Source organism: Nostoc sp. C057, assembly GCF_013393925.1.
GTDB classification, from domain to species: domain Bacteria; phylum Cyanobacteriota; class Cyanobacteriia; order Cyanobacteriales; family Nostocaceae; genus Nostoc; species Nostoc muscorum_A.
This window is the reverse complement of sequence record NZ_CP040281.1, coordinates 6730364-6755652: the sequence shown is the minus strand read 5'-3', so window position 1 is coordinate 6755652 and position 25289 is coordinate 6730364. Positions and strand designations below refer to the sequence as shown.

The following is a 25289-nucleotide window of genomic DNA, read 5'->3' as shown; positions in this document are numbered from 1 at the left end:
CTTTAATATGAAATAGTCGAAAGGAAACGACAAAGCACATTCTCACAAAGGAAAGATTCAATGACTAACATTATTGCTTGGCTGGTTTTGGGTTTAATTGCAGGCGCGTTAGCTAAGTTATTTTATCCAGGAACCCAAGGTGGCGGTATTCTTTCCACAATTATATTAGGAATACTTGGAGCCGTAGTCGGTGGTTATTTGGGTCAAGTTTTACTAGGGAGTAGTTCAGCAGCCGCCGCATCTGTAGGAGCTTTATCTTTAGGAAGCATTTTATTTGCTGTTCTGGGTGCTATGCTGCTGATTTTCCTGTGGGGTTTACTGACTCGCCGAGCTGTATAATTACCTTCAATTAGCTAATAATCTTGGGAATCACTTCTAACTGCAATAAACCGATAAAATGACATTAGAAAAAGAGCGAAGAACTATAGTAGTTTTCGCTAAATGTTCCGACGCACAATTGGCACTTCAGGAACTAAAAGCTTCTAATTTTCCAATGCACAAAGTTTCTGTAATTGCAAAAAATGCAGAAGAACAAAGTGATATTGCTGGTGTTGAAGTTAAAGATAGCACTAGCAATACATCCTCAGAAGACACCGATCGAGCTTTTACTGGTAGTGCTTTAGGCGATTTGAATGACTTATTAGCTGGTCTAGTCTTCTGGGTAGTTCCTGGTGTAGGCCAAGTCATGATAGCCGGCGCACAAGCAATAGCGATCGCTAGCAATCTAGCAAGTTGTTTACCGGATGTATTGGTAAGTTTAGGAATTCCTAAAGAGCAAGCAGAGGGTTACAGCGATCTAGTGTGTAAAGGTTATCATTTGGTGATGATAACCGGCATAGACATAGAAATTCGTCTAGCCAAGAGGATTTTTAATCGCCGCGATCTTCAACATTGGGGTGTTTATGAGCCATACTCCACCCCAAAAAGTCGTTACAAGAACGCTATTGGTGTTTTTTATACGCATCATAATGTAGAAAGAGCGCTTACTGAACTGAGAACTGCTGGTTTTCCTATGAGTCAAGTATCAATAATTGCTAAAATCACCAGCAATATAAGTTATATTCTTGACGTGAATATCAGCAGTTCTCAAGATATCTACCCCACTTTAGGAATTCCTAACGATCTCGCCAGATATTATCAGCATCAGGTCGCAGGCGGACATTATCTAATAGTCATAAAAGGCACTGATATCTACATAGCAGGTGCAAGAGCGATTTTAGAGAGTAACAATATCCAAGATTTTAGTATACATAGCCAATCTGAACTTGATCTGGCTAGAAGCGATCGCTAGAGTATTACTAACTTCTAGTTAAACTCAATAACCTGAAATTTATCGGAGAAGTATATTTTTTCTATAGATGAAATATTTTACGTAAGTATTTATTGCCTTGTAAAACTCTAACTTTCTAACATAATACTGCTTACAATCACTAAGGTTAAGGTTGTTCTTGATAGTGGTGTACAATAGTAATTGTATTTTATCCATCCGCAAAAAGTACTATGTTTAGCGTTTATAGAAAATGAAGTTCATTTGCTCTATCCTATCTACTTAATTGTATTATCCAAGTGTTTTAAGTTTCACTAGATAATATAAAATGTGCTGAAATTATTTAATTTCCTCCAAGCTTTTTTGATAAAAAGGTGATGTCAAATTAAATCTAAGCGACAACAAGAGGTTATCCTTAGAGTAAAATAATATCTGTTTCAAATAGTAAAATAGTCGTCTCATAACCAATCCTACCCATTTTTGGTTCTGAGCCCATTTCCATTTCTACAAGATACTACCAGTGTCCAGAGTTAGGATGACATTCTCTTATGGTTCCCAATCCACCAATAAATTCTACCTTTTGCCCTTTGTAGAATTTTGGTCTTGCTATGTCAATTACGGCAATCATAAAACTCACCCTGTTTTTGTAAAGTCTGATGTTAAATTTATAATCTAAGAACAACCGTTTAAATATCCACCGCAAGATTAAATTGCCAAAAAAGTGGTTGCTTCTTTTGAAAAAGGTTATGCTATTTCAAAGTTTAAGGTTTGTTAAAATATAAAAACGTTAGAAAAAATTATTTATTTAGAGATTTATTTAAAATAACGTTACATTTATAAATATATATAGGTTGGAAGTGCTAATATTTAGCGTGCCAAAAATTAGGCATATCCCAGATCAACCAAACAGCATACATTTAGTTTGGATAATTAGAACATAATCGAAATAGTCTTAAAAACAGAAATAGTTTAAATACTTGCCTGGAATAATGTTTAACCGTTTGAAGATTGGAACCAAGATTGGAGTAAGTTTTGCCCTGAGTTTGGCAACTCTGACCACCATTGGTCTGATCTCCTACCAAAGCACCAACGATCTAATTGAAACTTCGCGCAAAGAAACCCATACCTACCAGGTACTAAGTCAGCTTGAAGACCTCAATCTGCAACTGACAAATGCTGAAACTGGGCAACGCGGTTACATTATTACGGGCGAACAGCGCTATTTAGAACCTTATAACGCTGCAATTGAATTATTGAATCAAAAAGTCAAGGAACTTCAAAGGTTAACAGCAGATAATCCCAACCAACAAAATCGGCTTGATACTTTGCAGCCACTACTAACTCAGAGAATGGCTGTAATGAAAGATGTAATTGAGCTACGGGAAAGCCAAGGTTTAGAAGCTTCTCAGAAAGCTGTCCTGACAGACCAGGGTAAACAGCTAATGGATCAGATTCAGAAAGTTATCCAGGCGATGAAAACTGAGGAGAATGCACTCCTGAAACAGCGCTCTGAGAGAGCAAGAGCAGCTGCCCGACAAACGATCGCCAGTATTATTTATAGTATTCCTTTATTTTCTTTAATCTTAGGTTTAATCGGATTTGCCTTGACCAGACATATCTCAGCACCTCTAAAGCAAGTCTCTGGTTTGGCAGAAAAAATGGCGGATGGGGATTTATCGGTGAGTTTACCAGATAGCGATCGCTACGATGAAATTGGCGTGTTGACGCGCACCTTCAACCAGATGATCGTTAATCTGCGAAATACAACTCAAAAAAATGAAGAGCAAAACTGGTTAAAGTCTAACTTAGCTGAATTTACCCAGATGCTCCAAGGGCAGCGAAATCTGGAAGCTGCGTCTAGCTTGATATTGTCGAATTTAGCGCCACTGGTTGGGGCATCACAGGGCGTTTTTTATGCAATGGCCTCTATAGACGATCAGCCAGTACTGAAGTTGTTGAGTAGTTATGCTTACAAAGAACGAAAAAACTTAGCAAATCAGTTTCGCTTGGGCGAAGGATTGGTGGGACAATGCGCCCTAGAAAAACAAAGAATCCTCCTCACAGAAGTTCCTAGTGACTATATCCGCATCAGTTCCGGCTTGGGAGAATCACCACCGCTAAATATTATTGTTTTGCCTATACTCTTTGAGACGCAGGTGAGTGCCGTGATTGAACTTGCCTCTTTTGGGGCTTTCAGCCATCTGCATCTGACATTTTTAGAGCAATTGAGTGAAAATCTGGGTGTATTTTTAAATAATATCGCCTCACAATTGCAAACCCAGCAACTACTTGAAGAGTCAGTTGCTTTGACAGAAGAACTGCAAACCCAGCAAGAAGAACTACAACAGAGCAATCAACGTTTAGAAGAACAGGCGCACGAGTTGGAGGAATCACAATTTCTTGTCAAGCAGTCTAACGAAGAATTACAGCAACTAAATGAGGAATTAGAAGAAAAGGCAGAACTTTTAGAAGTTCAAAATCGGGAAGTCGCTCGCAAGAACCAGGAAGTTGAGCGGGCGAGGAAGTCTTTGGAAGAAAAAGCTGAACAACTGGCTTTGTCTTCCAAATATAAATCGGAATTTCTGGCGAATATGTCCCACGAATTACGGACACCCTTAAATAGCTTGTTAATTTTAGCCAGGCTGTTAGCAGATAATTCTCTTAACAACTTGACCGATAAACAGGTAGAGTACAGCCGGACTATTTACTCGGCTGGCACTGATTTGCTGGAATTGATCAATGACATTCTAGATTTAGCAAAAATTGAGTCGGGTACGATGTCGCTCGATATTGAGCAAATTGCTTTTGCAGATTTGGCGACATCTCTAGAGCAGACTTTCCGGCAAGTAGCGCACAATAAAGAACTCAGTTTTACTATTGAACTGGATAGTAAGTTACCACCGACAATTTATAACGATTCTAAACGTCTGCAACAAGTGCTGAAAAATCTCCTAGCTAACGCCTTTAAGTTTACTGAACAGGGAGGCGTGAAGTTAGAAATTAGTATGTATTCTGACGCAGCCGAAATTGATAATCCGATGATTGCTTTTGCAGTTAGCGATACGGGTATAGGCATTCCAGCCGAGAAGCAGAAGATTATTTTCGAGGCATTTCAGCAGGCAGATGGCACAACCAGCCGCAAGTATGGCGGCACTGGCTTGGGTTTGTCCATCAGCCGCGAATTGGCTCAACTGTTGGGAGGAAGAATTGAAATAGTCAGCAAACCAGGGCAGGGAAGCACCTTCACTCTCTACCTACCCAGACGACAAGAAAAGAATAGTCAAAGTACTTTTACACCCCCTCAACCAATCACTATCCGCCAAGCATCGACTATAAAAGAAGTGCCTTTGGTAGAAAACAGACCCACAACTGTGGACACTTCTCCAAGCACAAAAGTACTTACCACCTCTCCCCACGAAATTCCAGATGACCGGGAAATAATTCAACCTGGCGATCGCACTTTGCTAATTATCGAGGATGATGATAAATTCGCCCGCATCTTACTAGATATGGCTCGTGAGCAGGGCTTTAAGGTTATAGTTGCCTTACAGAGCAAACAAGGTCTAGCACTCGCGCAACAGTTTAAGCCCGATGCAATTATGCTAGATATTTATATGCCAGAAATGGATGGTTGGACGGTGCTGGATCGTCTGAAGCATAAGCCAGATACTAGGCATATACCAGTACATATACTTTCCGTAGATGAAAGACAGCAACGGGGATTACAGCTAGGAGCAATTACTTACCTACAAAAACCTGTTTCTCCAGAAGCGCTAACTCAGGTATTGACTGATATTAAAGGTTTTATTGAGCGTCAGGTAAGAAATCTCCTGATCGTAGAAGACGATCCCGTACAAGCCCAAAGTATTATCGAATTGATTGGTAATGGTGATGTCCAGAGTACAGCAGTGGGTACGGGAGCAGAAGCGCTGTTGATTTTGCGATCGCAGCACTTTGACTGTATGGTACTGGATCTTGGTCTGCCCGATATGAGCGGGTTTGCACTAATTGAGCAAATCAAGCAAGAACCCAGGCTGTTAAAACTGCCAATTATCGTTTATACCGGCAAAGAACTCAGCCGCCAAGAAGAAACCCAACTGCGGGGATTAGCAGAGACAATTATCATTAAAAATGTGCGATCGCCAGAGCGGTTATTAGACGAAACGGCCCTGTTTTTGCATCGAGTGCAAGCAAATTTGCCGCAACCAAAGCGTCAAATGCTAGAGCAACTACATCAAAATGATCCGGTGCTAGCTAATCGGAAAATTTTGATTGTAGATGATGACCTGCGGAATATTTTTGCCCTGACCAGCTTCTTAGAAAGCTATCAAATGCAAGTGCTGTTTGCTGAAAATGGCAGAGATGGCATAGAGAGGCTGCAAAATAATCCTGACATTAATATAGTATTGATGGATATCATGATGCCGGAAATGGATGGTTACGAAACCACCCGCGCCATCCGCCAGCAACAACAGTTTCGCTCACTACCAATAATTGCTTTGACTGCTAAAGCTATGCCAGGCGATCGCGAAAAGTGCATCGAAGCTGGAGCTTCTGACTACATCACCAAACCTGTAGATACTGAGCAATTGCTTTCACTACTCCGGGTTTGGCTGTATCGGTAAGGAGGCAGGGAGCAGTGAATAAGGGGAGAAAAAGTTTTCTGTAAACCAGCTTGGAAGCTCAAACTATTTGTGTAGTAATCTCAGTACAGAAATTTTTAAACGACTAAAAGCCCACACTGCACCTGGTCAAGGGGTCAGCGTGGGTAATTTATGCCTGTAACACAAATGACAGTTTAGCGGAACATACTGCTGACTGAAGTATCTTCATGAATCCGCCAGATAGTTTCTCCTAAGAGATTAGCTACTGACAACACCACTAGTTGAGGGAAACGATTGTTTTCTGGTATGGGGATCGTATTGGTGACAATAACTTCCTCAAACAAACCACTGGATAATCGCTCCATCGCTGGTGGGGAAAATACCGCATGAGTTGCACAGGCGTATACCTGACGCGCTCCTTCTTCACGCAATAATCGCGCCCCTTCTGCGATCGTGCCGCCAGTGTCGATCATGTCATCCACCAACACTGCCGTTTTGCCTTTAACATCGCCGATGATATTTAACACTTCTGCAACATTATGTGCCTGACGACGCTTGTCAATAATCGCCAGGGGAGCATCATTTAGTTTTTTGGCAAATGCTCTGGCTCGTGCTACACCGCCAACATCGGGGGAAACAACCACAAGGTCGGGCAATTGCTTGCTTGCTAGATAATCCAGCAATACTGGAGAACCGTAAACATGGTCAAAAGGAATATCAAAATAGCCTTGAATTTGCGCCGAGTGTAAATCCATTGCTAGAACGCGGTTGGCACCTGCTTCGGTGATCAAGTTAGCAACCAGCTTGGCAGTGATAGACTCTCGTCCTGCCGTTTTGCGATCGGCACGAGCATAGCCATAGTAGGGAATTACTGCCGTCACCTGTCGCGCCGAAGCTCGACGACAGGCATCAACCATAATCAATAATTCCATCAAATGATCGTTCACGGGTTGACAGCATGGCTGAATTAAATAGACATCACAACCCCGAATGGATTCTTGGATTTGAACGTAAAGTTCTCCATCCGCAAATCTTTTGCGAATCATTGGGCCCAAGTCCATCCCGACATAACGAGCGACTTCTTGAGACAGCTGTAAATTGGCAGAGCCCGAAAACAGCCGCAAGCGATGATTATCAGTCATTCCTGTTGTAGATGCTTGCACTTTGAAAGTTGCAGAACTAAGAACAGCAGATCCTCTATTTGAATTCATAGCAATATTATCATTAGAGATTTAATAGATTTAACTGAGAAATAGCCTAAAAAAAACATCTGTGAGTTTTATTAAAGCTTCCATACAAAATTTAAGCATTTCTCCATAAAATTATCATTCGCTAACTGTCTAATTTTCTTTGGAAGCAAACCATTGATAGCTTAACTGATATCAAGTCCGTCCAGTAAATGTATAATTCAAATTTTTGAGTTGAGACAAACAACCTCAAGCTATCAAAGATTGGTGTACTAGATTGCTTCTTCTAAATACATCATTTATTACTGACAGTAAAGTATTTATAACTTTAAGTGGTATTGAAGTTTGTTCTTAGACAAGGAGCATTTGGAACTAAGTGTTTAAGTTGTATCCTATTATATTCTACGATACTAGCAATAAATAAGTAAACTGGCAGATTTAATTTTAAGTTTTAATTCACACAATAAAATTCCAGAATAGTTGTATTTAAACAAACTCTCATAGGTGTGGTTTTCGTGCAAGGCTGACAGCACCAAGCTGCGATAATTTTTGTTCTTCTTCCCCCAGCCATCTTCTGGGGAGCAATGCTCTAACAGTGAGATGGGTAACAGGGTAGCCTGGATTTCTCACTTGTGAGAAATGAGCGTGAGTGTGGGGGGTGTGGGGAGAAAGAGGAGGAATTGAATAACTGCACATCAATCAATGAACGCTGCATTGCCTCCCACACCTCCCACACCTCCCACACTTCCCCTGCCCCCTATATCGTGGACAGTTCCTAAAGTTGCATAAGACACTTGAAACGAGACTTTGCGTATACTCCTAACTGGGGGTATACCCATTAGGTAAGGTAGAATATCGCTGCATGTAACTGTGTCGCCTCTCGGACTTAATCTTGGTGGGTGACTTCTTCCTCAATTGCTCCTACACTCAATCAATCGCTCATGCAACCACCCATTACAGTTGGCACTGTCTTGCAAAACCGTTACCGGATAATTCAAATTCTCGGACAAGGAGGATTTGGTAGAACCTATCTGGCAGAAGATCAGAGACGCTTTAACGAACTGTGCGCGATCAAGGAATTGATTTCAACAGCAACGGAGGCTTCGGCTTGGGAAAAGGCAAAGGAGCTTTTTCACCGAGAGGCTGCCATTTTATATCAAATCGAACATCCACAAGTCCCCAAATTTCGGGAAAGATTTGAGCAAGACCAACGCTTATTTTTGGTAGAGGACTATGTTGCAGGTCAAACCTACCGAGCGATGCTGGCTGAACGTCAAGCTGTTGGTAAAACCTTCACAGAGGCGGAAGTATTGCAGCTGATACAGTTGTTGTTGCCTGTTTTAGAGCATATTCACAGCCGAGGGATCATTCACCGAGATATCTCGCCAGAAAACATTATTTTGCGCGATAGTGACGCTAAACCTGTGTTAATTGACTTTGGGGTGGTAAAGGAACTAGCAACACGTTTGCGATCGCCAGAGAGCGCCATGCCCGAAACCACTGTGGGAAAATTAGGCTACTCTCCTAGCGAACAAATGCAAACAGGGGGAGCTTACCCTAGCAGTGACTTGTATGCTTTAGCGGTAAGCGCGATTGTTTTGCTGACTGGTAAAGAACCAAGGGATCTATTTGACGAAAACCAACTAATTTGGAATTGGCAGCGATGGGTAAAGGTGAGTCCGCGATTTGCTCAAGTTTTGAATCGAATGTTGAATCATATACCGAGCGATCGCTATCAGAGTGCTGTTAGTGTATCTCAAGCACTACAACCTTTAGAACAAGTTAGTCTTCCTCCCCTGAATGCGTCTAATTTGCAGACAATGGCTGTTAGCCGCCGTCCTGACTCAGTACCACCACCAGCTTCGCCGAAGAAACAACCCGATCCTGTGATTCCACCAAGTCCCACTAGTTCAGTCTTGGATAATCCGTTAGCGATCGCGGCAATTGCAACTACTGTAGTTTTTGTCGCCGGATTTGGTTCTTGGGCACTGGTAAGTTCCATCCGCAGTCAGTCGAAACCATCACCAACTGAAACGCTTCCACAAAATTTCCCTTCACCGGTTATTTCTGGTGGTACTACATTCACAGCCACACCCACACCCACCACTGAGCAACCTATTTCTAGGCGGCTCAATCTGGGAGCAAATAACACAGCCACAGTTACAGATACTCTCAAAACAAATCAAATCATCCGGTATACTTTTTTTGGGCAGAAAGGTGACAAGTTAACTGCGTTGATTGACCCAACAAGCAGCGTATTGCTCACAGTTTTAAGTCCCAATGAACAACCACTTGCTCAGAATACCCAGCCAATAACAGCTTATGAAGGCATATTGCTAGTTACTGGTAGATATACTATTGAGTTAACACTGGCTTCGGGAGTTGCCGAAAGTAATTACAACCTCAATGTTTCATTAGAAAAATCAGTCAAACCAATTCCCACAGAAACACCGATCCCCATTCCTACAGAAACACCCTTCCCCATTCCCACAGAAACACCCTTCCCAATTCCCACAGAGACACCGATTCCCATTCCTACAGAGACACCCCTCCCAATTCCTACAGAAACACCCTTCCCAATTCCCACAGAGAAACCGATTCCAACTCCGCCCACTGGTGAAACGCCAACCTTGCCGCCAGTTAATGAAACACAACCATTTTCTGGTCAAAGAAATTAATGTTAAACACACTACTGATTACTGGAACTGATACCGAAGCTGGTAAAACTGTTTTAACAACAGCCTTAGCAGCCTATTGGCAAAAATATTACCCGCAGCGTAGCTGGGGAATCATGAAACCGATTCAATCGGGGATTGGCGATCGCGAGTGGTATCAAAAGCTATTTGCGCTAGAACAATCTTCAGAGGAAATTACACCGTTATACTTTGAAGCACCTTTAGCCCCTCCCATCGCCGCCGCACGAGAAAATCGCCAAGTCGATTTAGCAATAGTTTGGCAAGCTTTGTCTAAGTTGCGATCGCAACGTGATTTTGTACTTGTAGAAGCCTTGGGAGGTTTAGGTTCGCCTGTAACTGACGAGTTAACGGTAGCGGATTTAGCGGGAGAATGGCGTTTACCAACGGTATTGGTCGTACCAGTTAGATTGGGTGCGATCGCTCAAGCAGTGGCAAACGTCGCATTAGCTAGGCAATCGCGCGTTAATCTCAAAGGCATTATTCTGAACTGCATACAACCTCGAACAGATGCAGAAATAGCCGATTGGACACCACAGCAATTGATTCAATCACTCACTAACACGCCAGTTTTAGGTTGTTTGCCCTATTTAGATAATCTGACTGATTTAGATAAACTTGCTCAAATAGCGTCAGATTTAGATTGGGAAACACTGACACTTTGAATTGGGAATTGGGAATTGGGCATGGGGCATTGGTCTATCCCTTCTCACTCAGCACTGATGAGGGGCATTGGGGAAAAAGTAGCGAATGAATGTTCAATCACTTTTTACAAATGGTGCAGTCACAGTTCTGACATAACTTGGTAATAGCTTTGTCAATAAGACGTGCAATGGTAAGAGAAGTGAAGCTAACCTAACTTTGGTGACACACAAGGCAGGATTTACCTGCCTTATTTAAATTTTTGGACTAAAATAACACTTCATGAGTAGGTTTATTATGTGCAAAATATGATTATTTAAAGATGTTTTTAAAATAACAAAATGGTATTTATTGCCTAACGACACGTTGCGCGAACACACGAGATTTTTATTTGTATTTAGATGTCATCCAAGTGCCATGTCTTAGTCACAGAAGCGTCACTAACATAAGTTACTTTGTCGGTGTTTGATTAAAAGTAAATTATTTACGCCTGATATCATGATGCTTTCTTTTGTGGTGGCGAGTGCCGTCTGTGGCAACGGTAGTGAAGTGAATCTAGACTTTGCTAACCTTAGCTGGATTGACGTGATTATTTTAGGCATCGTTCAGGGAATTACAGAACTACTACCAATTAGCAGTACTGCTCATTTGCGGATAGTACCAACTCTACTGGGACTGAAAGATCCAGGATCTGCTTTTTCAGCAGCAATGCAGTTAGCTAGCTTGACTGCTGTTTTAGTCTATTTTTGGCAAGACTTAAAAAAATTAACAGGAGAGACAGTTAGAGCAATTAGCGGACAAGATTATCAATCTAGTTCTTTGCAACTGATGTTGGGCTTATTGATCGGAACCTTGCCCATTGCTGTGGCTGGTGTGCTACTCAAACCAATTCTGAACGCTTGCAACTCACCGATGCGAGGGTTAGTAGTTATTGGTGCAGCTTCAATTATTATGTCAGGATTGCTAGCGATCGCCGAAAAACGTGGAGGACGCGATCGCACTTTTGACAACCTCAACCTCTGGGATGGCATTTGGGTAGGAGTTGCTCAAGCTTTTGCCCTAATCCCTGGCGTTTCTCGTTCTGGTTCCACCCTCACGGCTGGGTTATTTTTGGGTATGGAACGGGAGACATCAGCCCGATTTTCTTTTTTGTTGGGCTTACCAGCCGTGATTTTGGCAGGTGCTGTAGAACTCCATACTCTTACGAAAGCAGGGTTGAGTACAGCTGGTTGGTTGACTTTGTTGGTAGGCTTAATCTCGGCTAGCATTTCCGCTTTTGCTGCAATTTGGGGACTCCTGCGCTACCTAGAAAAACACAGCACTTTGATTTTTGTTTTCTACCGTTTGGCGATGGGTTTATTTTTGATAGTTGCTGTGATGGCTGGTTGGTTGCAGAATTGATTTTACCTGGTAACTGGCTAAGAAGATTCTGATGATGATTCTTCGCCATTTCCTACGATAGACTAAGTTAGCTGTAATTAAACTAGCTTGTCTTCATAATGGTTTCTACCTTTCCCAATTCCTCTTCTGTTGATCTATCTCGCATCCGGTTGGCAATTCGCTCATTGCAACCGCAATTGGTAGAGTGGCGGCGGCGATTGCATCAACAACCAGAGTTGGGTTTTCAAGAAAAACTGACTGCTGAGTTCGTATCACAAAAGCTGCAAGAGTGGGGAATTGAGCATCAAACTGGCATTGCTCACACTGGCATTGTTGCCACTATCAAGGGTAACAAATTAGGTGCAGAGAAAGTTTTAGCGATTCGGGCGGATATGGATGCTTTGCCAATCCAAGAACTCAACGAAGTGCCGTACAAATCGCAGCATGATGGAGTGATGCACGCTTGTGGACATGATGGACATACTGCGATCGCATTAGGTACAGCTTACTATCTGCAACAGCATCGTCAAGACTTCTCCGGTACCGTAAAAATTATCTTTCAGCCAGCAGAAGAATCACCAGGAGGCGCAAAGCCGATGATTGAAGCTGGAGTTCTGAAAAATCCTGATGTTGACGCGATTATTGGTTTGCACTTGTGGAATAATTTACCCTTGGGAACAGTGGGCGTGCGGGCTGGGGCGTTGATGGCAGCTGTGGAGTGCTTTAACTGCACAATTTTGGGCAAAGGTGGACACGGCGCACTACCCCATCAAACTGTTGACTCCGTAGTAGTTGCTGCCCAAATTGTAAATGCCTTGCAAACCATTGTCGCCCGGAATGTGAATCCCATTGATTCGGCTGTGGTGACAGTGGGCGAACTTCATGCTGGAACCAAGCGCAATGTGATTGCTGATACAGCGCGAATGAGTGCCACTGTTAGATATTTTAATCCTAGTTTGAAAGGCTTTTTCAACCAGCGTGTTGAGCAGATTATTGCTGGAATTTGTCAAAGTCATGGTGCGAGTTATGACTTAGAATATTGGGCACTTTATCCACCAGTAATTAATGATATTAAGATAGCGGAATTGGTGCGAACTGTAGCAGAAGAAGTGGTAGAAACGCCGTTGGGTATTGTACCAGAATGCCAAACTATGGCTGCTGAAGATATGTCATTTTTCTTGCAAGAGGTTCCTGGCTGCTATTTCTTTTTAGGTTCTGCGAATCCAGAGAAAGATTTGGCGTATCCTCATCATCATCCCCGGTTTGATTTTGACGAAACGGCGTTGGGAATGGGTGTGGAAATATTTGTTAGATGCGTGGAGAAGTTTTTTAGTTGAGTGGGTGTATATTAGCTGTTTTTAATTTAATACAATTCAGATAAGCCCAAAATCCTGATGTAGAGACGCGATTTATCACGTCTTTAAGCTGAATAAGGGATTTCCAAGAAATAAATTATCCAAATAAACAAACCACAGAGACGCAGAGAACACAGAGTGAAGGGAAATAGAGAGAATTTTGCTATCGACTTTGGGATATTTTTTTATTTGGAAGTCCCTAAGCTCACGCAGAGGTGCAGAGAGGAAGATTGAGGTCTTCTGGCTACTGCTGAACCAACTATTGGAGTCGCAAAAGCTACTAATGCGACTTGAAAACCAACTATTGGAGTCGCAAAAGCTACTAATGCGACTTGAAAACCAACTATTGGAGTCGCAAAAGCTACTAATGTGACTTGAAAACTAACTATTGGAGTCGCAAAAGCTACTAATGCGACTTGAAAACTAACTATTGGAGTCACAAAAGCTACTAATGCGACTGCTGATCTAACTATTGCGTAGGCGTAGCAGGCCTTTTGTCCAGATGCCCAAGTCATTAGTTGATTATCTCAGAGACTTGTATTAATTTTTGCATATAGCAATTCTCCTGTGGACGTAATACAGATTCTCTCAACAAATGTTCTGTAGCTTGCACCCTGATATCTAAATAGTGAAGCTGTTATGCTTCAAAAAATATAATATGACGCGATCGCAAAAGTTGTGTTATAAAAACGGGCAAAGTCTTACAAAATACAAAAATCTTTTACTGTAAAGCTTTTTCGGTAAATGCGTAATTTTCATACCAATGGCATCAAATGCTACTGTAACCAATCAAGCTTTAGCGTTTAATCATCAGTAATCTTTAAAAAATTGCAAAAATAATGTTAAGTATACCTATTAACTTAAATTTACCTCGTATACCCCGTTTAATAACTTCTTTACCTGGACCTCGCGCTCAAGCAATTGTACAACGCGATCGCGCGGTAACTTCCCCTTCTTACACCCGCGATTACCCGTTAGTTGTATCTCGCGGACAAGGCTGCATGGTAGAAGATGTAGATGGCAATGTATTTCTGGATATGACCGCAGGTATTGCTGTTACCGCCACCGGACACGCCCACCCGGAAGTCGTCAAAGCAATTCAAGAACAATCCGAACGTCTGCTGCACATGTCAGGGACGGATTTTTATTATGAACCGATGGTGGAATTAGCGGAACAATTAGCGATTCGCGCCCCTTTTCCTCAACCACAGAGTAACAGTGCATTCCCAGCAAAAGTATTTTTCACCAATTCCGGGGCAGAGTCAAACGAAGGAGCAATTAAACTAGCCCGATATTACACCAAGCGATCGCTAATTGTGGCTTTCTTAGGTGCATTTCACGGACGCACTTATGGGGCAATGTCTCTCACGGGTTCTAAAGCAGTGCAGCGAGCGAATTTTGGGCCTTTAGTTCCTGGGGTAACTCATATCCCCTACGGCACTCACGCCAGTTTAGATTACCTGGAACAACAGCTATTCGGGACAATTTTACCACCGCAAGAAGTAGCCGCGATCGTAGTTGAGCCGATTCAAGGAGAGGGTGGATATATCGTACCAGAGGATGGTTTTTTAAAACGGATTCGGGATATTTGCGATCGCCACGGTATTCTGATGGTAGTGGATGAAGTGCAAGCGGGAATGGGGCGGACTGGTCGCTTATTTGCGATCGAGCATTGGGGTGTGATGCCTGATATTATTACTACTGCTAAAGGTATCGCCAGTGGTCTGCCATTAGGAGCGATACTTGCCAGACCAGAGTTAATGACTTGGCCTCCAGGTTCTCACGCTACTACATTTGGCGGTAATCCCGTAGCTTGTGCTGCTGGTATTGCCACATTGCAATTGCTGGAAAGTGGTTTGATGACCAACGCTACCCAGATGGGAGAATTCTTACAAGCTAGTCTTACCGAGTTGCATCAAAGATTTCCGAGAGTATCGCCGCCACGAGGTAAAGGTTTGATGGTAGCCGTGGATTTATTGGATGAACAGGGTAATCTCGATCATAAATTGCGCGATCGCATTATTCAAGAAGCTTTTTTACGCGGTTTATTATTACTAGGTTGCGGTAAAGCGGCAATTCGTTTCTGTCCCCCTCTAGTTATCGACAGCGAACAAATCCAAATCGCCCTTCAGATTATTAGCGAGATTTTAAGTTCTTAAAAGATGACAAATGACAAATGAAAAATGAAAAATGAAAAATTTATATGAAACCCGAAATAGCCTTAAATTTATGGAAATTACTTTGGCAAAAATACAGCGCCAGAGTAAATCATGCCCGTACCTACCAGCAAATGATAACTGCTGCGGGTGGAATTGTAGCCAACGACCACATCGCCTTTCGGTCTTTGCGTTTATTAGTAGATAGTCCGCAAGGTCAAGTTAATTTAGGAATTGACTATCTCGCACAATTTGCAGAAGCTTTGGGTTACGTGGCGGCTGGAGAGTATAATTTTGCTCAAACTCATCTATATGCCCGTCATTATCGCCATCCACAACAAGAGGAATTTAACTTACCCAAACTCTTTATTAGCGAGTTGATTGTTGATGAACTGCCTGCTAATATTGCTCAACTCATCTCTAAAACAGTATCTGCAATCCCACACCAACTAACCTCACCCGTTACTCTTCTCAAAAAAGACGCGGAGATTGAAACCATTGCCAAACAACTTCAGCAAGTCTTCACCCGTCCTTGGCTACCTCCCAGGCATTCTGTTGTCGAAGAGGTCAATCAGGTTACTCAGTATGGGGCTTGGGTGTTGCTGCACGGATATGGTGTCAACCATTTTACAGGCTACGTCAACGGACAGAACACCCCAAAATATCCAGACATTGATACTACTGCTAGTGGTTTGGCTCATCTGGGTGTACCAATGAAAGCAGAGATAGAGGGAAATGTTGCCTGTGGTTTGCGACAAACTGCAACTCAAGCTGTAACAGAAATGGTGACAGTGCTAGATGATAACAGTGGCGCAGAAATTCAGATCCCCTGGACTTACGCTTATTATGAAATTGCCCAGCGTTATCTAGTCGAAATCGAGCCTGGAAAGCAGATACTTTTCGATGCTTTTTTAGGAAGTAATGCCCAGCAATTGTTTGAAATGACTCGTCTATCTAAATAAACCTCATCTATGTTGAAACCTAGAGTTTTTTAAAAGATATATTTATGTAGCGACTGTCTTAAATGTCAAGTGCGTTAGCGTAGCTCACCGTAGGTATCGCCTTGCAGAAAACCTCAAAGACAATGCGATTAGCTTGGGGTAAACGCAGTGAAACCCAACGAATAATCTATGCTCGAGAAGCAGACTTGATTTACTGGAGTACTTTGCATGGTTTCAGCAGAATTAATCTCTACTTTGCGATAACTTAGTCGAGCAGATAAGTTTTACATTATGCAGGTTTTAATCTCAGAGTTAGCCCAACAGGAAACCGATCTGATTAAGCCCGATCAGTCTTATCCTGTGTGGTCGCCTTATAATGCAGTTGAAGCCGCAGATACTATGTTAAAAGTGCTACAAGCTGCTAAAACTCAAGACTATGCGTAACGCACAACGGTATTCCTTTATCCCAATTGATGTTGCCAGCTACCTTACACTTCAGAGTAGCGGACGGAAGCCGTTGGTGGGGTAATCTGCAAGCTCAAAGCCTAACTCCTGAAGAACATATTTAAAATTATTGACTCTAAGTATTGATTACTTTATCCGCAGCACCAGTTAATATTTCATCCATCCAAGCATTTATGCTTTTGCCAGCCTTTTTAGCAGCAATAAATATTTTGCGGTGGTGTTCTGGAGTTGTGCGGAATGGAAGTTTACCAGAGAATGGTTTATCAGGCTCCTCTCCTAATTCTTCACAGAAAGCAAGATAATCATCAACAGAAATTTGAAATTCTTGACGCGCTTCGTCTACAGTTTTTGCCTTAAAGGTAATTACATCATTAATATCTAGGACTTGGCCAAAAAGTATTCCCGCTTCTACATCTACTTCTATACTAGCTGTGTATCCTTTATAAGTCATCATATTTCAATTCCTGCCTTAATTAAAAATTCTCTAACAGATTTGACTGCTCCTTTATCTGTCTCATTTTGAGGATGCGGTTCGTGAAAAACAGCTTTCACATCATTTAATTTCACACGAACCCGCGAACCTCTACCTTGAGTAATATCAGCACCGAGAGCTATAAATAAACTTTCAATATCTTTCCAAAGAATATTAGATGGTACAGGATTTGTAAAAATTAACTCTAAAATCTGACGTTGTTTGTTATTGAGATCCATTTAACCAATACAATTACAGCCATCTTACAGTTAAGTTGAATATAGCCACAGATATAATGATATCATATTATGATATCGTTAAAAATATAGAAGCGATCGCTTATCCTTACTTTGCAATAAGCGATGTCTACGACGGGCGTAGCTGGGGTATAGTACATCTGCAAAATTTCCCAAAGTGCGATCGCTTGACAGAAAACCTCAAAAACTAAGCTTAGACGCGTAGCGGCTTTCGTCTGTCCACTAACTTGCACTGTTAGGTTCGCATCTGCTAAGATTTTGGATCTCTGCGACCATGAAAAATTGCTGTGACAATTACTCGACTTGAAACAATTCGATAGTACACAGCATAGGGAAATCGTCTTACTATTGCTCGTCGAACATCACGGTAGGTAACTGCATAGGATTCTGGCATCTGGCAAATTAGATTCACCGTTTCGTCTACACAGTCTAAAAACTCGTCACCCAAACCGGGTTTCTGACTCTCGTACCAACTGTGTGCATCCGCTGGGTTCTTCTCGAACCTCTGGGCGAAACACCAGGACATAATTCGTTGCTGCCCCTTAATTGATGCTTTGATTTCCTCCCAAGTCAGCACATTATCTGGATTTGAATCATAGTCAGCAGTTCGACGATCAAGCTCTTGCTTCTGTGCATCGGTTAAATCAGGGTAAACTTGCTCTGCTGCGATGCTATCCCAAATTGCTTGTACAATACGGATTCTATCTTCAACACTGAGAGTTGCAATTTCGTTCAAAGTAGCTGTGATATCTATACTGATTAACTTGGAGTGAGGAAGCAACTGGTACACCTTAAATATAGCGGACAAGATTTTGTCCATTCACAACCCCAACCAACACCGCAAAGATTGCTCTAACAATTCAGCATCAGCATCAGCTAACTTGCCGATTGCTTTTACAACTAAGCTTTTATGCACTGTGTATAAACCTCTCTTGACTGCTGTAGCCACGTTTAGCCCTGCTGCTGCCCATTCAGACAAGACAAACTCACCTTCTAGCAATGCTCCAGTTTTGCTCGTCAAGGGCGTGATTAAAATGTCTTGAGAAACGTGTGGCGCACTTACAACAACAGCAGGTCTAACTTTTGAACTGGACAAATCTGAAAAGGGATACTGAACCAAAATGATGTCATTTTTAGAGTAGTTCGGCATAGATATCATCCTCAGCATTATCCCAAACTGATGAGAGTGATGTTTGACTGGTTTGAAGCCAAAATTCAGTTTCATCATCAGGAAGCAGCGTCACTAACACTCTTGTCCCTTCCGGTAATTCCTCTGACTCCAGCAATTCAATTTTTCCTTCCCGAATAGTAGCCCAAAGCGTTTTTAGCATATCTGTTTTATGAATAGTCATGCTTTAATTTTATGCTTCTATAGTTGATGAGGAGTGATCGCCTTGTAGAAAACCTCAAAAATAAAGCGATCGCCTGTTGTGGAAGAGTGAGTGCGATCGCCTTGCAGAAAACCTCAAAAATAAAGTGTATAAGCGTAGCAGCTTGTCGTTAGACATCGCCTGTTGTGGAAGAGTGGAGGGTTAGCGTAGCTTACTGGAGGCTTTCAACAGTCCACTGCGACTAAATTGTTAGGCAGCCTATTCTGTATTTTAGAAATCAAAACCATTTATATTGTTGTTTTCAATTATATTGTTGTCTCCAAATTGCTTATCAATATCGTCTACAAGCTTTCGAGCCTCTGCCACTAATTCTTCTATATTCTTCTGAGTAAGTGTTATTTCTTCTCCGTCCTTTGACTTCCCGTTACGATGCACAAAATGGTGTCTATTCTCAATTGCTTTAAAAAGCTCCTTCAAATCTTTTGGAAATTCTATATTAAAAGTGTCTTTGTACATTGGTTTAACTTTTTTCAAGTTATGCCACAATTGTGATGACAGATATTTCTTGACTTCCTCATCAATATTATCAACCTTAACAAATAACTCATTTAAAGAGAATTTATGTTTTACAAACTCTGGATTCGACTCAACAAATTTTCTAATCAATACACGATCCTTTAGAACCGTATTAATAAAAGCATCTGATAAAAAAGTCTCTAAAGCGGTAATCACATTGATATAGAGCAATCTAAACAAATATTGCTGTACCTCATCCTTATCAAGTGTTCTCATCTGATGTAAAGGTTCTAATTTGTTGGCAGTTACTTCAGCGTTAAGTAAAGCTTCAATTTTTTCTAAATCTTTTTGAAAAGTTTTATGAAAATCAGTATTTGATAGAATTATTGAAGAATAGTATTCATCATAATCATTAGGTGGGTAGAAGTCAGCTTCTACTATTTCATACTCAGATATCTCCCAATTTTCGTCTTCTTTAACAGCTTTGCCATGGATCTCTGCGAAAATTGATGTTCCTAGAATTGATGTTTCATCATCTGGTGTTGAATCTAAATAAATATCAGCATAAAAACTGATTTTTTTAGGTTCTATAAACCAGGACTCAGCAATTTGGTAGGTCTCAAATCCCCAACCCGTTGAACCACTAATAGATATTAAACCTGTTATTTTCTCATCATCCATTAAGTCTGAAGCTACATCAGAACCAGTATTGGCAAGAAATTCATCAATAATTTCTAGTGCTAGGGGGTCTAATTTTGTCATAACTCTTGTTTTACTTTTCAGTTACCAAATCGCTTCAAGGTTTAAAATAAACCCCTGTAAAACATCTTCTCCTGACAAAGTAACAGGCGATTCCAACACCTCAACCTCTTGTCCTTGCCGAGAAATCTCCACTTGCCGCGATTTCCGATTAATTAACCAACCCAAACGCACACCATTATCTATGTATTCCCTCATTTTTTCCTGAGCAACTTTCAAACTATCACTTGGCGAAAGTAACTCAATTACAAAATCAGGAGAAATGGGGGGAAACTTTTGTTTTTCTTCTTCAGTTAAAGCATCCCATCGTTCTAATTTTATCCAAGAAGCATCAGGTGAACGATCTGCACCATTAGGTAATTTAAAACAAGTAGAAGAATCAAAAGCAATGCCAGTCAAATCGGTATCTGACCAATTAAATAATTGTTGATTTAGTCTACCATTACGATTTCCGGTTTCTCCCCCGGTTGGTGGCATGATAATTAATTCTCCGGTTGCAGTGCGTTCAAACCTCAAGTCACGGTTTGCCTGACATAGATTAAAAAACTGCTCATCTGTCAGTTCCAATACTGATTGAAGGTTGACGGTTAAAGCATTCATAGTCATATCTCAGATTGAAAAGTTAAGGCAGGCTTTATGCCTGCCCATTAATCCTAGTCTATCCCTTCAATCCGGTCTTCAACTTCTTGGTACAACTCGCGCAGACGATCTAAATTATCCTCGCTAGTCTCCCAATAACCGCGTCCATTCACTTCCAACAAAGTTGATACAATCTTGCGGAAAGAATGGGGATTAAGGTTCAGCAACCGCTTCTGCATTTCTTCATCTTTGATGAAGGTTTCGTTAGTATCCTCATAAATCCAGTTATCCACAGCGCCGGCTGTTGCACTCCAACCTGTTGTATTCACCAACCGCTTGGAGAGTTCGCGCACACCTTCGTAACCGTGAGACAGCATCCCCTCGTACCATTTGGGATTTAACAATTTGGTACGCGCATCCAAACGCACGGTTTCTGATAATGTCCGCACTTGGGCGTTAGCTGTGGTTGTATCTGCAATATAAGATGCTGGTTTTTTACCATCACCCCGCAGACTTGCCACCAGCTTTGTGGGATCTGAGTCGAAGTAGTGGGAAACGTCCGTTAAGCTAATCTCGGAAGAATCCAAATTTTGGAAAGTTGCATCAGCAGTTTTCAATGTACTTTCAAAAATCTGCCGGGATTCGTCCATAATTCCGGGGTTATCGGAATTGAAGGAGAAGGATTTCCGGTTGAGATACATTTCCTGCAACTCGGCTTCGCTATCCCAAGTGCTGTTTTCTACCGCCAAGTTGATATTTGACGAGTAGGAACCAGAAGCGTTGGAGAAAACGCGCGTTGCTGCTTGACGCAGATTAATCCCCATTTCCTCAGCTTGCAGCAAGGCGTGTTTGCGAACAAAGTTCATTTCTAAGGGTTCATCCGCCTCAGCTGCCATCTTCACGCCTTGGTCTAGCAGGTTCATTTGGTTGATGAACAAGTCGCGGAATACACCAGAACAGTTGATTACCACATCTATTCTGGGTCGTCCCAACTCTTCTAGAGATATCAATTCCAACTTGTTCACCCGTCCCAAGGCATCGGGAACTGGACGCACGCCCACCATCCACATAATCTGCGCTAGGGATTCACCGTAAGTTTTGATGTTATCGGTTCCCCAAAGGACGCAGGCGATGGTTTCTGGCCATTTTCCATCGTTTTCTGCCTTGTTACGTACCAAAAGCCTGTCTACGACGATTTTAGCTGATTGGACTGCTGCTGTTGTTGGGATGGATTGCGGATCTAAAGCATGGATATTCTTACCTGTGGGTAATACATCCGGGTTGCGGATGGGATCGCCACCAGGGCCAGGTAAGATGTATTCACCTTCCAAGCCTCTGAGTAATGCTCCGAGTTCGTTATCGGCACAAACTTGCTCTAGGCAGAATTCCAAATACTCAAATAGGGGTTTTAGGGCGGCGTTATCGACTTTGGGATAACCTGCTTTATGCAATGATTCTACCCAAGGTTCTTTTTTGCCCATGTTGAAGAAATTCAACCGGGAAACTAAAGAAACTCGTCCTTCCGCGTCGATTTGCTCTTGGACAAGGGCGGTAACTGCTGCACGGGTTGCTAAAGTGATATCTTGCAATAACTGGACATCTTCTAAAATGCCTCTGTCGTTATTTTGGTAAATATCGTCAATGTTACGCCCAAGGCTGTTAGCGATAATTCCCGGCAAGCCTTGAATTCCTTCTTCTTGACGATCTAGACTAGCAATGTTGACGAGAGTTGCGATCGCTTCTTCTGCACTTGGGGGTTTACCAATGACGTGCAAACCACAAGGCAACAAGCGAGACTCGATTTCCATCAACTTGCGGTAGACGTTGCCAACAATATTATCCCGCTCATCAGCACTCATGTCTCTGGCATCGGTTTCTGGCAGGTGAATATCCTTATCCAGATTCACGATCCGGCATTTATCCATGATGCTGTTGACAATGGAAACACCGCGTCCACTATCTTTCAAGGTTTGGTAGGAAGCAATTAACTCGCTGAGTTCCTTCAAACCTTTATACAAACCAGCATTTTCTGCCGGCGGTGTCAAGTAAGAAATTGTTTCGGCATAACTCCGGCGTTTGGCAATTGTCGCTTCACTCGGATTATTGGCTGCGTAGTAATACAGGTTGGGAATTGAGCCAATCAAGTTATCTGGATAACAGTCTCCAGACATCCCCATCTGTTTACCGGGCATGAATTCCAAGGAACCGTGTGTACCAAAGTGCAGTACAGCATCAGCTTTCCAAACTTGCTCTAGGTAAGTGTAGTAAGCAGCAAAACCGTGGTGAGGACTAGCTGAACGCGAGAATAACAGCCGCATTGGGTCGCCTTCGTAACCAAATGTAGGTTGGACACCGATGAAGACGTTACCGAATTGCTTACCATAAATTAGCAAGTTTTGCCCGTCGCTGTTGAGATGTCCAGGAGGTGGGCCCCAGTTTTCCTCTAGGCGGTGAGAGTATGGGGTCAGCGCCTCATACTCTGGAACCGACATTTTATAAGCAACGTTCAGTTCTGGGCTGTTGTACTGCGCTTGAGCGTCATGAATGACTTCTTGCATCAACGCTTCGGCTGATTCTGGCAATTCGGGTAAGTCGTAGCCGTTATTTTTAAGGGCTTTCATTACCTCGTAGATGGAACCGAATACATCCAAGTAAGCGGCGGTTCCCACGTTGCCTTTATCTGGCGGGAAACTGAAAACGGTGATGGCGACTTTTTTATCCAGTTTCGGCTTGCGGCGGAGGTTAGCCCATTTTAAGGCGCGTTCGGCTACAGCTTCAACCCGATCGCGCAGTGCGATCGCTTTCCCTGTAGCCCCATCTCTACCCGATAAAATTATTGGCTCAATTGCCCCATCCAATTCAGGAATCGCAATTTGCAAAGCTACTTGAATCGGATGTAACCCTAAATCGCTATCCATCCACTCTTCTGTGGTTTGGAATACTAAGGGTAACGCCACCATGTAAGGACGATTTAAGCGTTTGAGTGCTTCAATTGCCTTAGGATGGTCTTGTCTGGCTGGGCCACCCACTAAAGCAAAACCAGTCAGCGATATCACTGCATCTACCAACTGTGTGTTGGTATTTGGTTCATAAAAGTAAGCCTCAACAGGCTTGGAGAAATCCAAACCACCAGCAAACACAGGTAGTACCCGTGCGCCTAGTGCTTCCAACTCCTGCACCATTGCCACATAATGGGCATCATCGCCTGTAACTAGGTGAGTGCGTTGCAATACTAACCCGACACAAGGAGCTAGGGGATCTTTTAGATCGCTAGAAATATCCTTACGAGCTGTATACCAATTGAGGTACTCTCTGACATCTTCAAACATACTGGGAGCCAAAGGATGCCAAATCCCTAGATCGGGATAAACCACCGGCTGTTCGTATGTAGAAGGTGCAAAATTTTGTTTTTCTAAACCTTTAAATACATATTTATCAGCTAGCATCAGCAAGAAGTTTTCCAGGTTTTCTGGAGAACCACCTAGCCAATACTGAAAACTGAGCATGAAATTTCGGGCATCCTGTGCCTTGTCCATTGGAAGGAACTTCAGAACTTGCGGTAGGGTTCGCAAAAGCTTCAGCATCCCATCTTGGAATCCCGCACCGGATTTTTCTTTGCGTTTCCGCATGAATTGGGCGATCGCACTTTTTGACTGACCCAACTGTGCCAAGGAAAAGCTGCCCATTTTACTCAGGCGCATTACCTCTGGCATGGAGGGAAAGACAACAGAAACGTCCAGATGATCGCGGTGTGGTTCTACTGCTGCTACTACTTTCTGTGCTAAGTCTTCGATGAAAATGAGGGAAGCGATGAAGATATTCGCATTCTCAATTTCTCGTTTGAACTCCTCGTAATTTTCGGGGTCGCGGAGTTCCTCAATCAAGTACCCGCTGATTTCAATCGCCAAGTTGGGATTGTTCGCGTTAATCGTGCGAACTGCTTGCGACAATGCGCTCTGGTACTGGGACTCAAGCACGACATAGACCACCTTGATTAAACTACGTCCGCGTAAGTTATCAGGCGCAATGTGTCTAATGGTGGACTTGACGTGTGTGAACATGCTTCTTCGGCTCCTTTGATGCGTGTTCTCTGAAGGAAGTTCCTAGCGGCATCATCAGCCACAGGTAACTTGTGATCTTTAGGCAATATCTGTTTTTTATCAGAAAACGCTTGCCCAGTAGGCATTTTATCCCTTATATGACACAAATCGATATAAAAAACGAAATATTTCTTTGTAATTGTTGACTTTACATAAAAGTACTTGCTCACAAATTTGTAAACTTTTTGTAATATATTTTTATAGTTAAATAGCTATTTATCTATATTATTGCAGCTAAAAAACAAAACCCGCACAAGCGGGTTGTAAAATTTTGATGTTTGGCGAAATGCTTAGGCGTAGAGGATTGTAGACATCGCCTAATTACTATAATTTCTTAATTAAGAATAAAGTTTAGCTTCTAACTTTTTCAAAATCTTCTTCGGATCGTTCTTATCTCCCCTCAAAAATTTTCAAGCAGCAAAACTTTCAACAGTTAAATAATTTATCAAGGAAGGCAGGAGGCAGATAGCGGAGCGTAAAGCCTTCGGCATGGCTTCGCTTAGAGCGAGTCCGTGAGCGTCGGGCAGCTCTTGCTGGAGGAAAACAGCGCTGGTGCCTCTTGCCGCGACCATAGGGTCTTGGGTT

The 25289-nt window shown here is 42.3% G+C and carries 21 protein-coding genes; 11 read left to right on the top strand and 10 right to left on the bottom strand.

Annotated elements, in window-relative coordinates; all coding sequences use genetic code 11:
- Positions 1-60: 60 nt before the first annotated feature.
- From FD724_RS28795 to FD724_RS28785, 3 genes are all read left to right on the top strand, one after another.
- Positions 61-339: a GlsB/YeaQ/YmgE family stress response membrane protein gene (locus tag FD724_RS28795; protein WP_114083839.1), complete on the top strand. Its 279-nt coding sequence runs from the start codon at positions 61-63 to the stop codon at positions 337-339.
- A 58-nt stretch (positions 340-397) separates the two neighbouring features.
- Positions 398-1291, top strand: a complete 894-nt coding sequence (locus tag FD724_RS28790) for a hypothetical protein (RefSeq protein WP_179074956.1) — start codon at positions 398-400, stop codon at positions 1289-1291.
- A gap of 965 nt (positions 1292-2256) precedes the next feature.
- Positions 2257-5892 carry a response regulator gene (locus tag FD724_RS28785; RefSeq protein ID WP_179074955.1) on the top strand — a complete coding sequence of 1212 codons (3636 nt, stop codon included), beginning with the start codon at positions 2257-2259 and terminating at the stop codon, positions 5890-5892.
- Positions 5893-6065: 173 nt separating this feature from the next.
- On the opposite strand, the gene FD724_RS28780 is transcribed toward FD724_RS28785, so the two are convergent.
- Positions 6066-7082, bottom strand: coding sequence for a ribose-phosphate pyrophosphokinase (locus FD724_RS28780; RefSeq protein ID WP_114083842.1), 1017 nt, complete (start codon positions 7080-7082; stop codon positions 6066-6068).
- A 917-nt stretch (positions 7083-7999) separates the two neighbouring features.
- Between FD724_RS28780 and FD724_RS28775 the strand changes: the two genes are divergently transcribed.
- The 4 genes from FD724_RS28775 to FD724_RS28760 all read left to right on the top strand — a co-directional run bounded on the left by FD724_RS28775 (position 8000) and on the right by FD724_RS28760 (position 13110).
- Positions 8000-9736, top strand: coding sequence for a serine/threonine-protein kinase (locus FD724_RS28775; RefSeq protein ID WP_179074954.1), 1737 nt, complete (start codon positions 8000-8002; stop codon positions 9734-9736).
- Positions 9736-10416 carry a dethiobiotin synthase gene (gene bioD, locus FD724_RS28770; protein ID WP_179074953.1) on the top strand — a complete coding sequence of 227 codons (681 nt, stop codon included), beginning with the start codon at positions 9736-9738 and terminating at the stop codon, positions 10414-10416. Before FD724_RS28775 ends, bioD begins: the two co-directional genes overlap by 1 nt.
- Positions 10417-10891: 475 nt before the next feature.
- Positions 10892-11794, top strand: coding sequence for an undecaprenyl-diphosphate phosphatase (locus FD724_RS28765; RefSeq protein ID WP_114083845.1), 903 nt, complete (start codon positions 10892-10894; stop codon positions 11792-11794).
- Between the two features lie 98 nt (positions 11795-11892).
- Positions 11893-13110 carry a M20 family metallopeptidase gene (locus FD724_RS28760; RefSeq protein ID WP_179074952.1) on the top strand — a complete coding sequence of 406 codons (1218 nt, stop codon included), beginning with the start codon at positions 11893-11895 and terminating at the stop codon, positions 13108-13110.
- Between the two features lie 203 nt (positions 13111-13313).
- Here the strand turns inward: FD724_RS28760 and FD724_RS28755 are convergent, their stop codons facing one another.
- Positions 13314-13643, bottom strand: a complete 330-nt coding sequence (locus FD724_RS28755; RefSeq protein ID WP_179074951.1) for a hypothetical protein — start codon at positions 13641-13643, stop codon at positions 13314-13316.
- A gap of 324 nt (positions 13644-13967) precedes the next feature.
- On the opposite strand from FD724_RS28755, the gene FD724_RS28750 reads away from it, so the two are divergent.
- From FD724_RS28750 to FD724_RS28740, 3 genes are all read left to right on the top strand, one after another.
- Positions 13968-15287, top strand: a complete 1320-nt coding sequence (locus FD724_RS28750; RefSeq protein ID WP_179074950.1) for an acetyl ornithine aminotransferase family protein — start codon at positions 13968-13970, stop codon at positions 15285-15287.
- A 44-nt stretch (positions 15288-15331) separates the two neighbouring features.
- Positions 15332-16246 (top strand): VOC family protein, encoded by a 915-nt coding sequence (locus tag FD724_RS28745; protein WP_179074949.1) that lies wholly within the window; start codon positions 15332-15334, stop codon positions 16244-16246.
- A 270-nt stretch (positions 16247-16516) separates the two neighbouring features.
- On the top strand, positions 16517-16669 hold the full coding sequence (locus tag FD724_RS28740) for a hypothetical protein (protein ID WP_245246002.1): 153 nt from the start codon (positions 16517-16519) through the stop codon (positions 16667-16669).
- Between the two features lie 136 nt (positions 16670-16805).
- Here the strand turns inward: FD724_RS28740 and FD724_RS28735 are convergent, their stop codons facing one another.
- Both FD724_RS28735 and FD724_RS28730 read right to left on the bottom strand, forming a co-directional pair.
- Positions 16806-17141, bottom strand: a complete 336-nt coding sequence (locus tag FD724_RS28735; protein WP_199346326.1) for a type II toxin-antitoxin system HicB family antitoxin — start codon at positions 17139-17141, stop codon at positions 16806-16808.
- On the bottom strand, positions 17141-17401 hold the full coding sequence (locus tag FD724_RS28730) for a type II toxin-antitoxin system HicA family toxin (protein ID WP_174711983.1): 261 nt from the start codon (positions 17399-17401) through the stop codon (positions 17141-17143). The genes FD724_RS28735 and FD724_RS28730 overlap by 1 nt, the downstream gene beginning before the upstream one ends.
- Positions 17402-17457: 56 nt before the next feature.
- Between FD724_RS28730 and FD724_RS28725 the strand changes: the two genes are divergently transcribed.
- Complete coding sequence (locus FD724_RS28725; protein WP_179074948.1) at positions 17458-17610, top strand: hypothetical protein; 153 nt, start codon at positions 17458-17460, stop codon at positions 17608-17610.
- 59 nt (positions 17611-17669) lie between these two features.
- Here FD724_RS28725 and FD724_RS41170 read toward each other — a convergent pair whose 3' ends face one another.
- The 6 genes from FD724_RS41170 to FD724_RS28690 all read right to left on the bottom strand — a co-directional run bounded on the left by FD724_RS41170 (position 17670) and on the right by FD724_RS28690 (position 24665).
- The gene (locus FD724_RS41170; protein ID WP_256874382.1) at positions 17670-18239 is read right to left on the bottom strand and encodes an addiction module protein; all 570 of its coding nucleotides are present in this window, start codon (positions 18237-18239) and stop codon (positions 17670-17672) included.
- On the bottom strand, positions 18240-18569 hold the full coding sequence (locus FD724_RS28710) for a type II toxin-antitoxin system PemK/MazF family toxin (RefSeq protein ID WP_179074947.1): 330 nt from the start codon (positions 18567-18569) through the stop codon (positions 18240-18242).
- Entirely contained in the window at positions 18553-18771 is a 219-nt protein-coding gene (locus FD724_RS28705; protein WP_256874381.1) for a hypothetical protein, read from the bottom strand. Before FD724_RS28705 ends, FD724_RS28710 begins: the two co-directional genes overlap by 17 nt.
- 249 nt (positions 18772-19020) lie before the next feature.
- A complete protein-coding gene (locus FD724_RS28700) occupies positions 19021-20028 on the bottom strand; it encodes a HEPN domain-containing protein (RefSeq protein WP_179074946.1) in 1008 nt (335 codons plus the stop codon).
- A gap of 21 nt (positions 20029-20049) precedes the next feature.
- Positions 20050-20625, bottom strand: a complete 576-nt coding sequence (locus tag FD724_RS28695) for a Uma2 family endonuclease (protein ID WP_179074945.1) — start codon at positions 20623-20625, stop codon at positions 20050-20052.
- A gap of 53 nt (positions 20626-20678) precedes the next feature.
- Positions 20679-24665: a magnesium chelatase subunit H gene (locus FD724_RS28690; RefSeq protein ID WP_179074944.1), complete on the bottom strand. Its 3987-nt coding sequence runs from the start codon at positions 24663-24665 to the stop codon at positions 20679-20681.
- Positions 24666-25289: the final 624 nt, after the last annotated feature.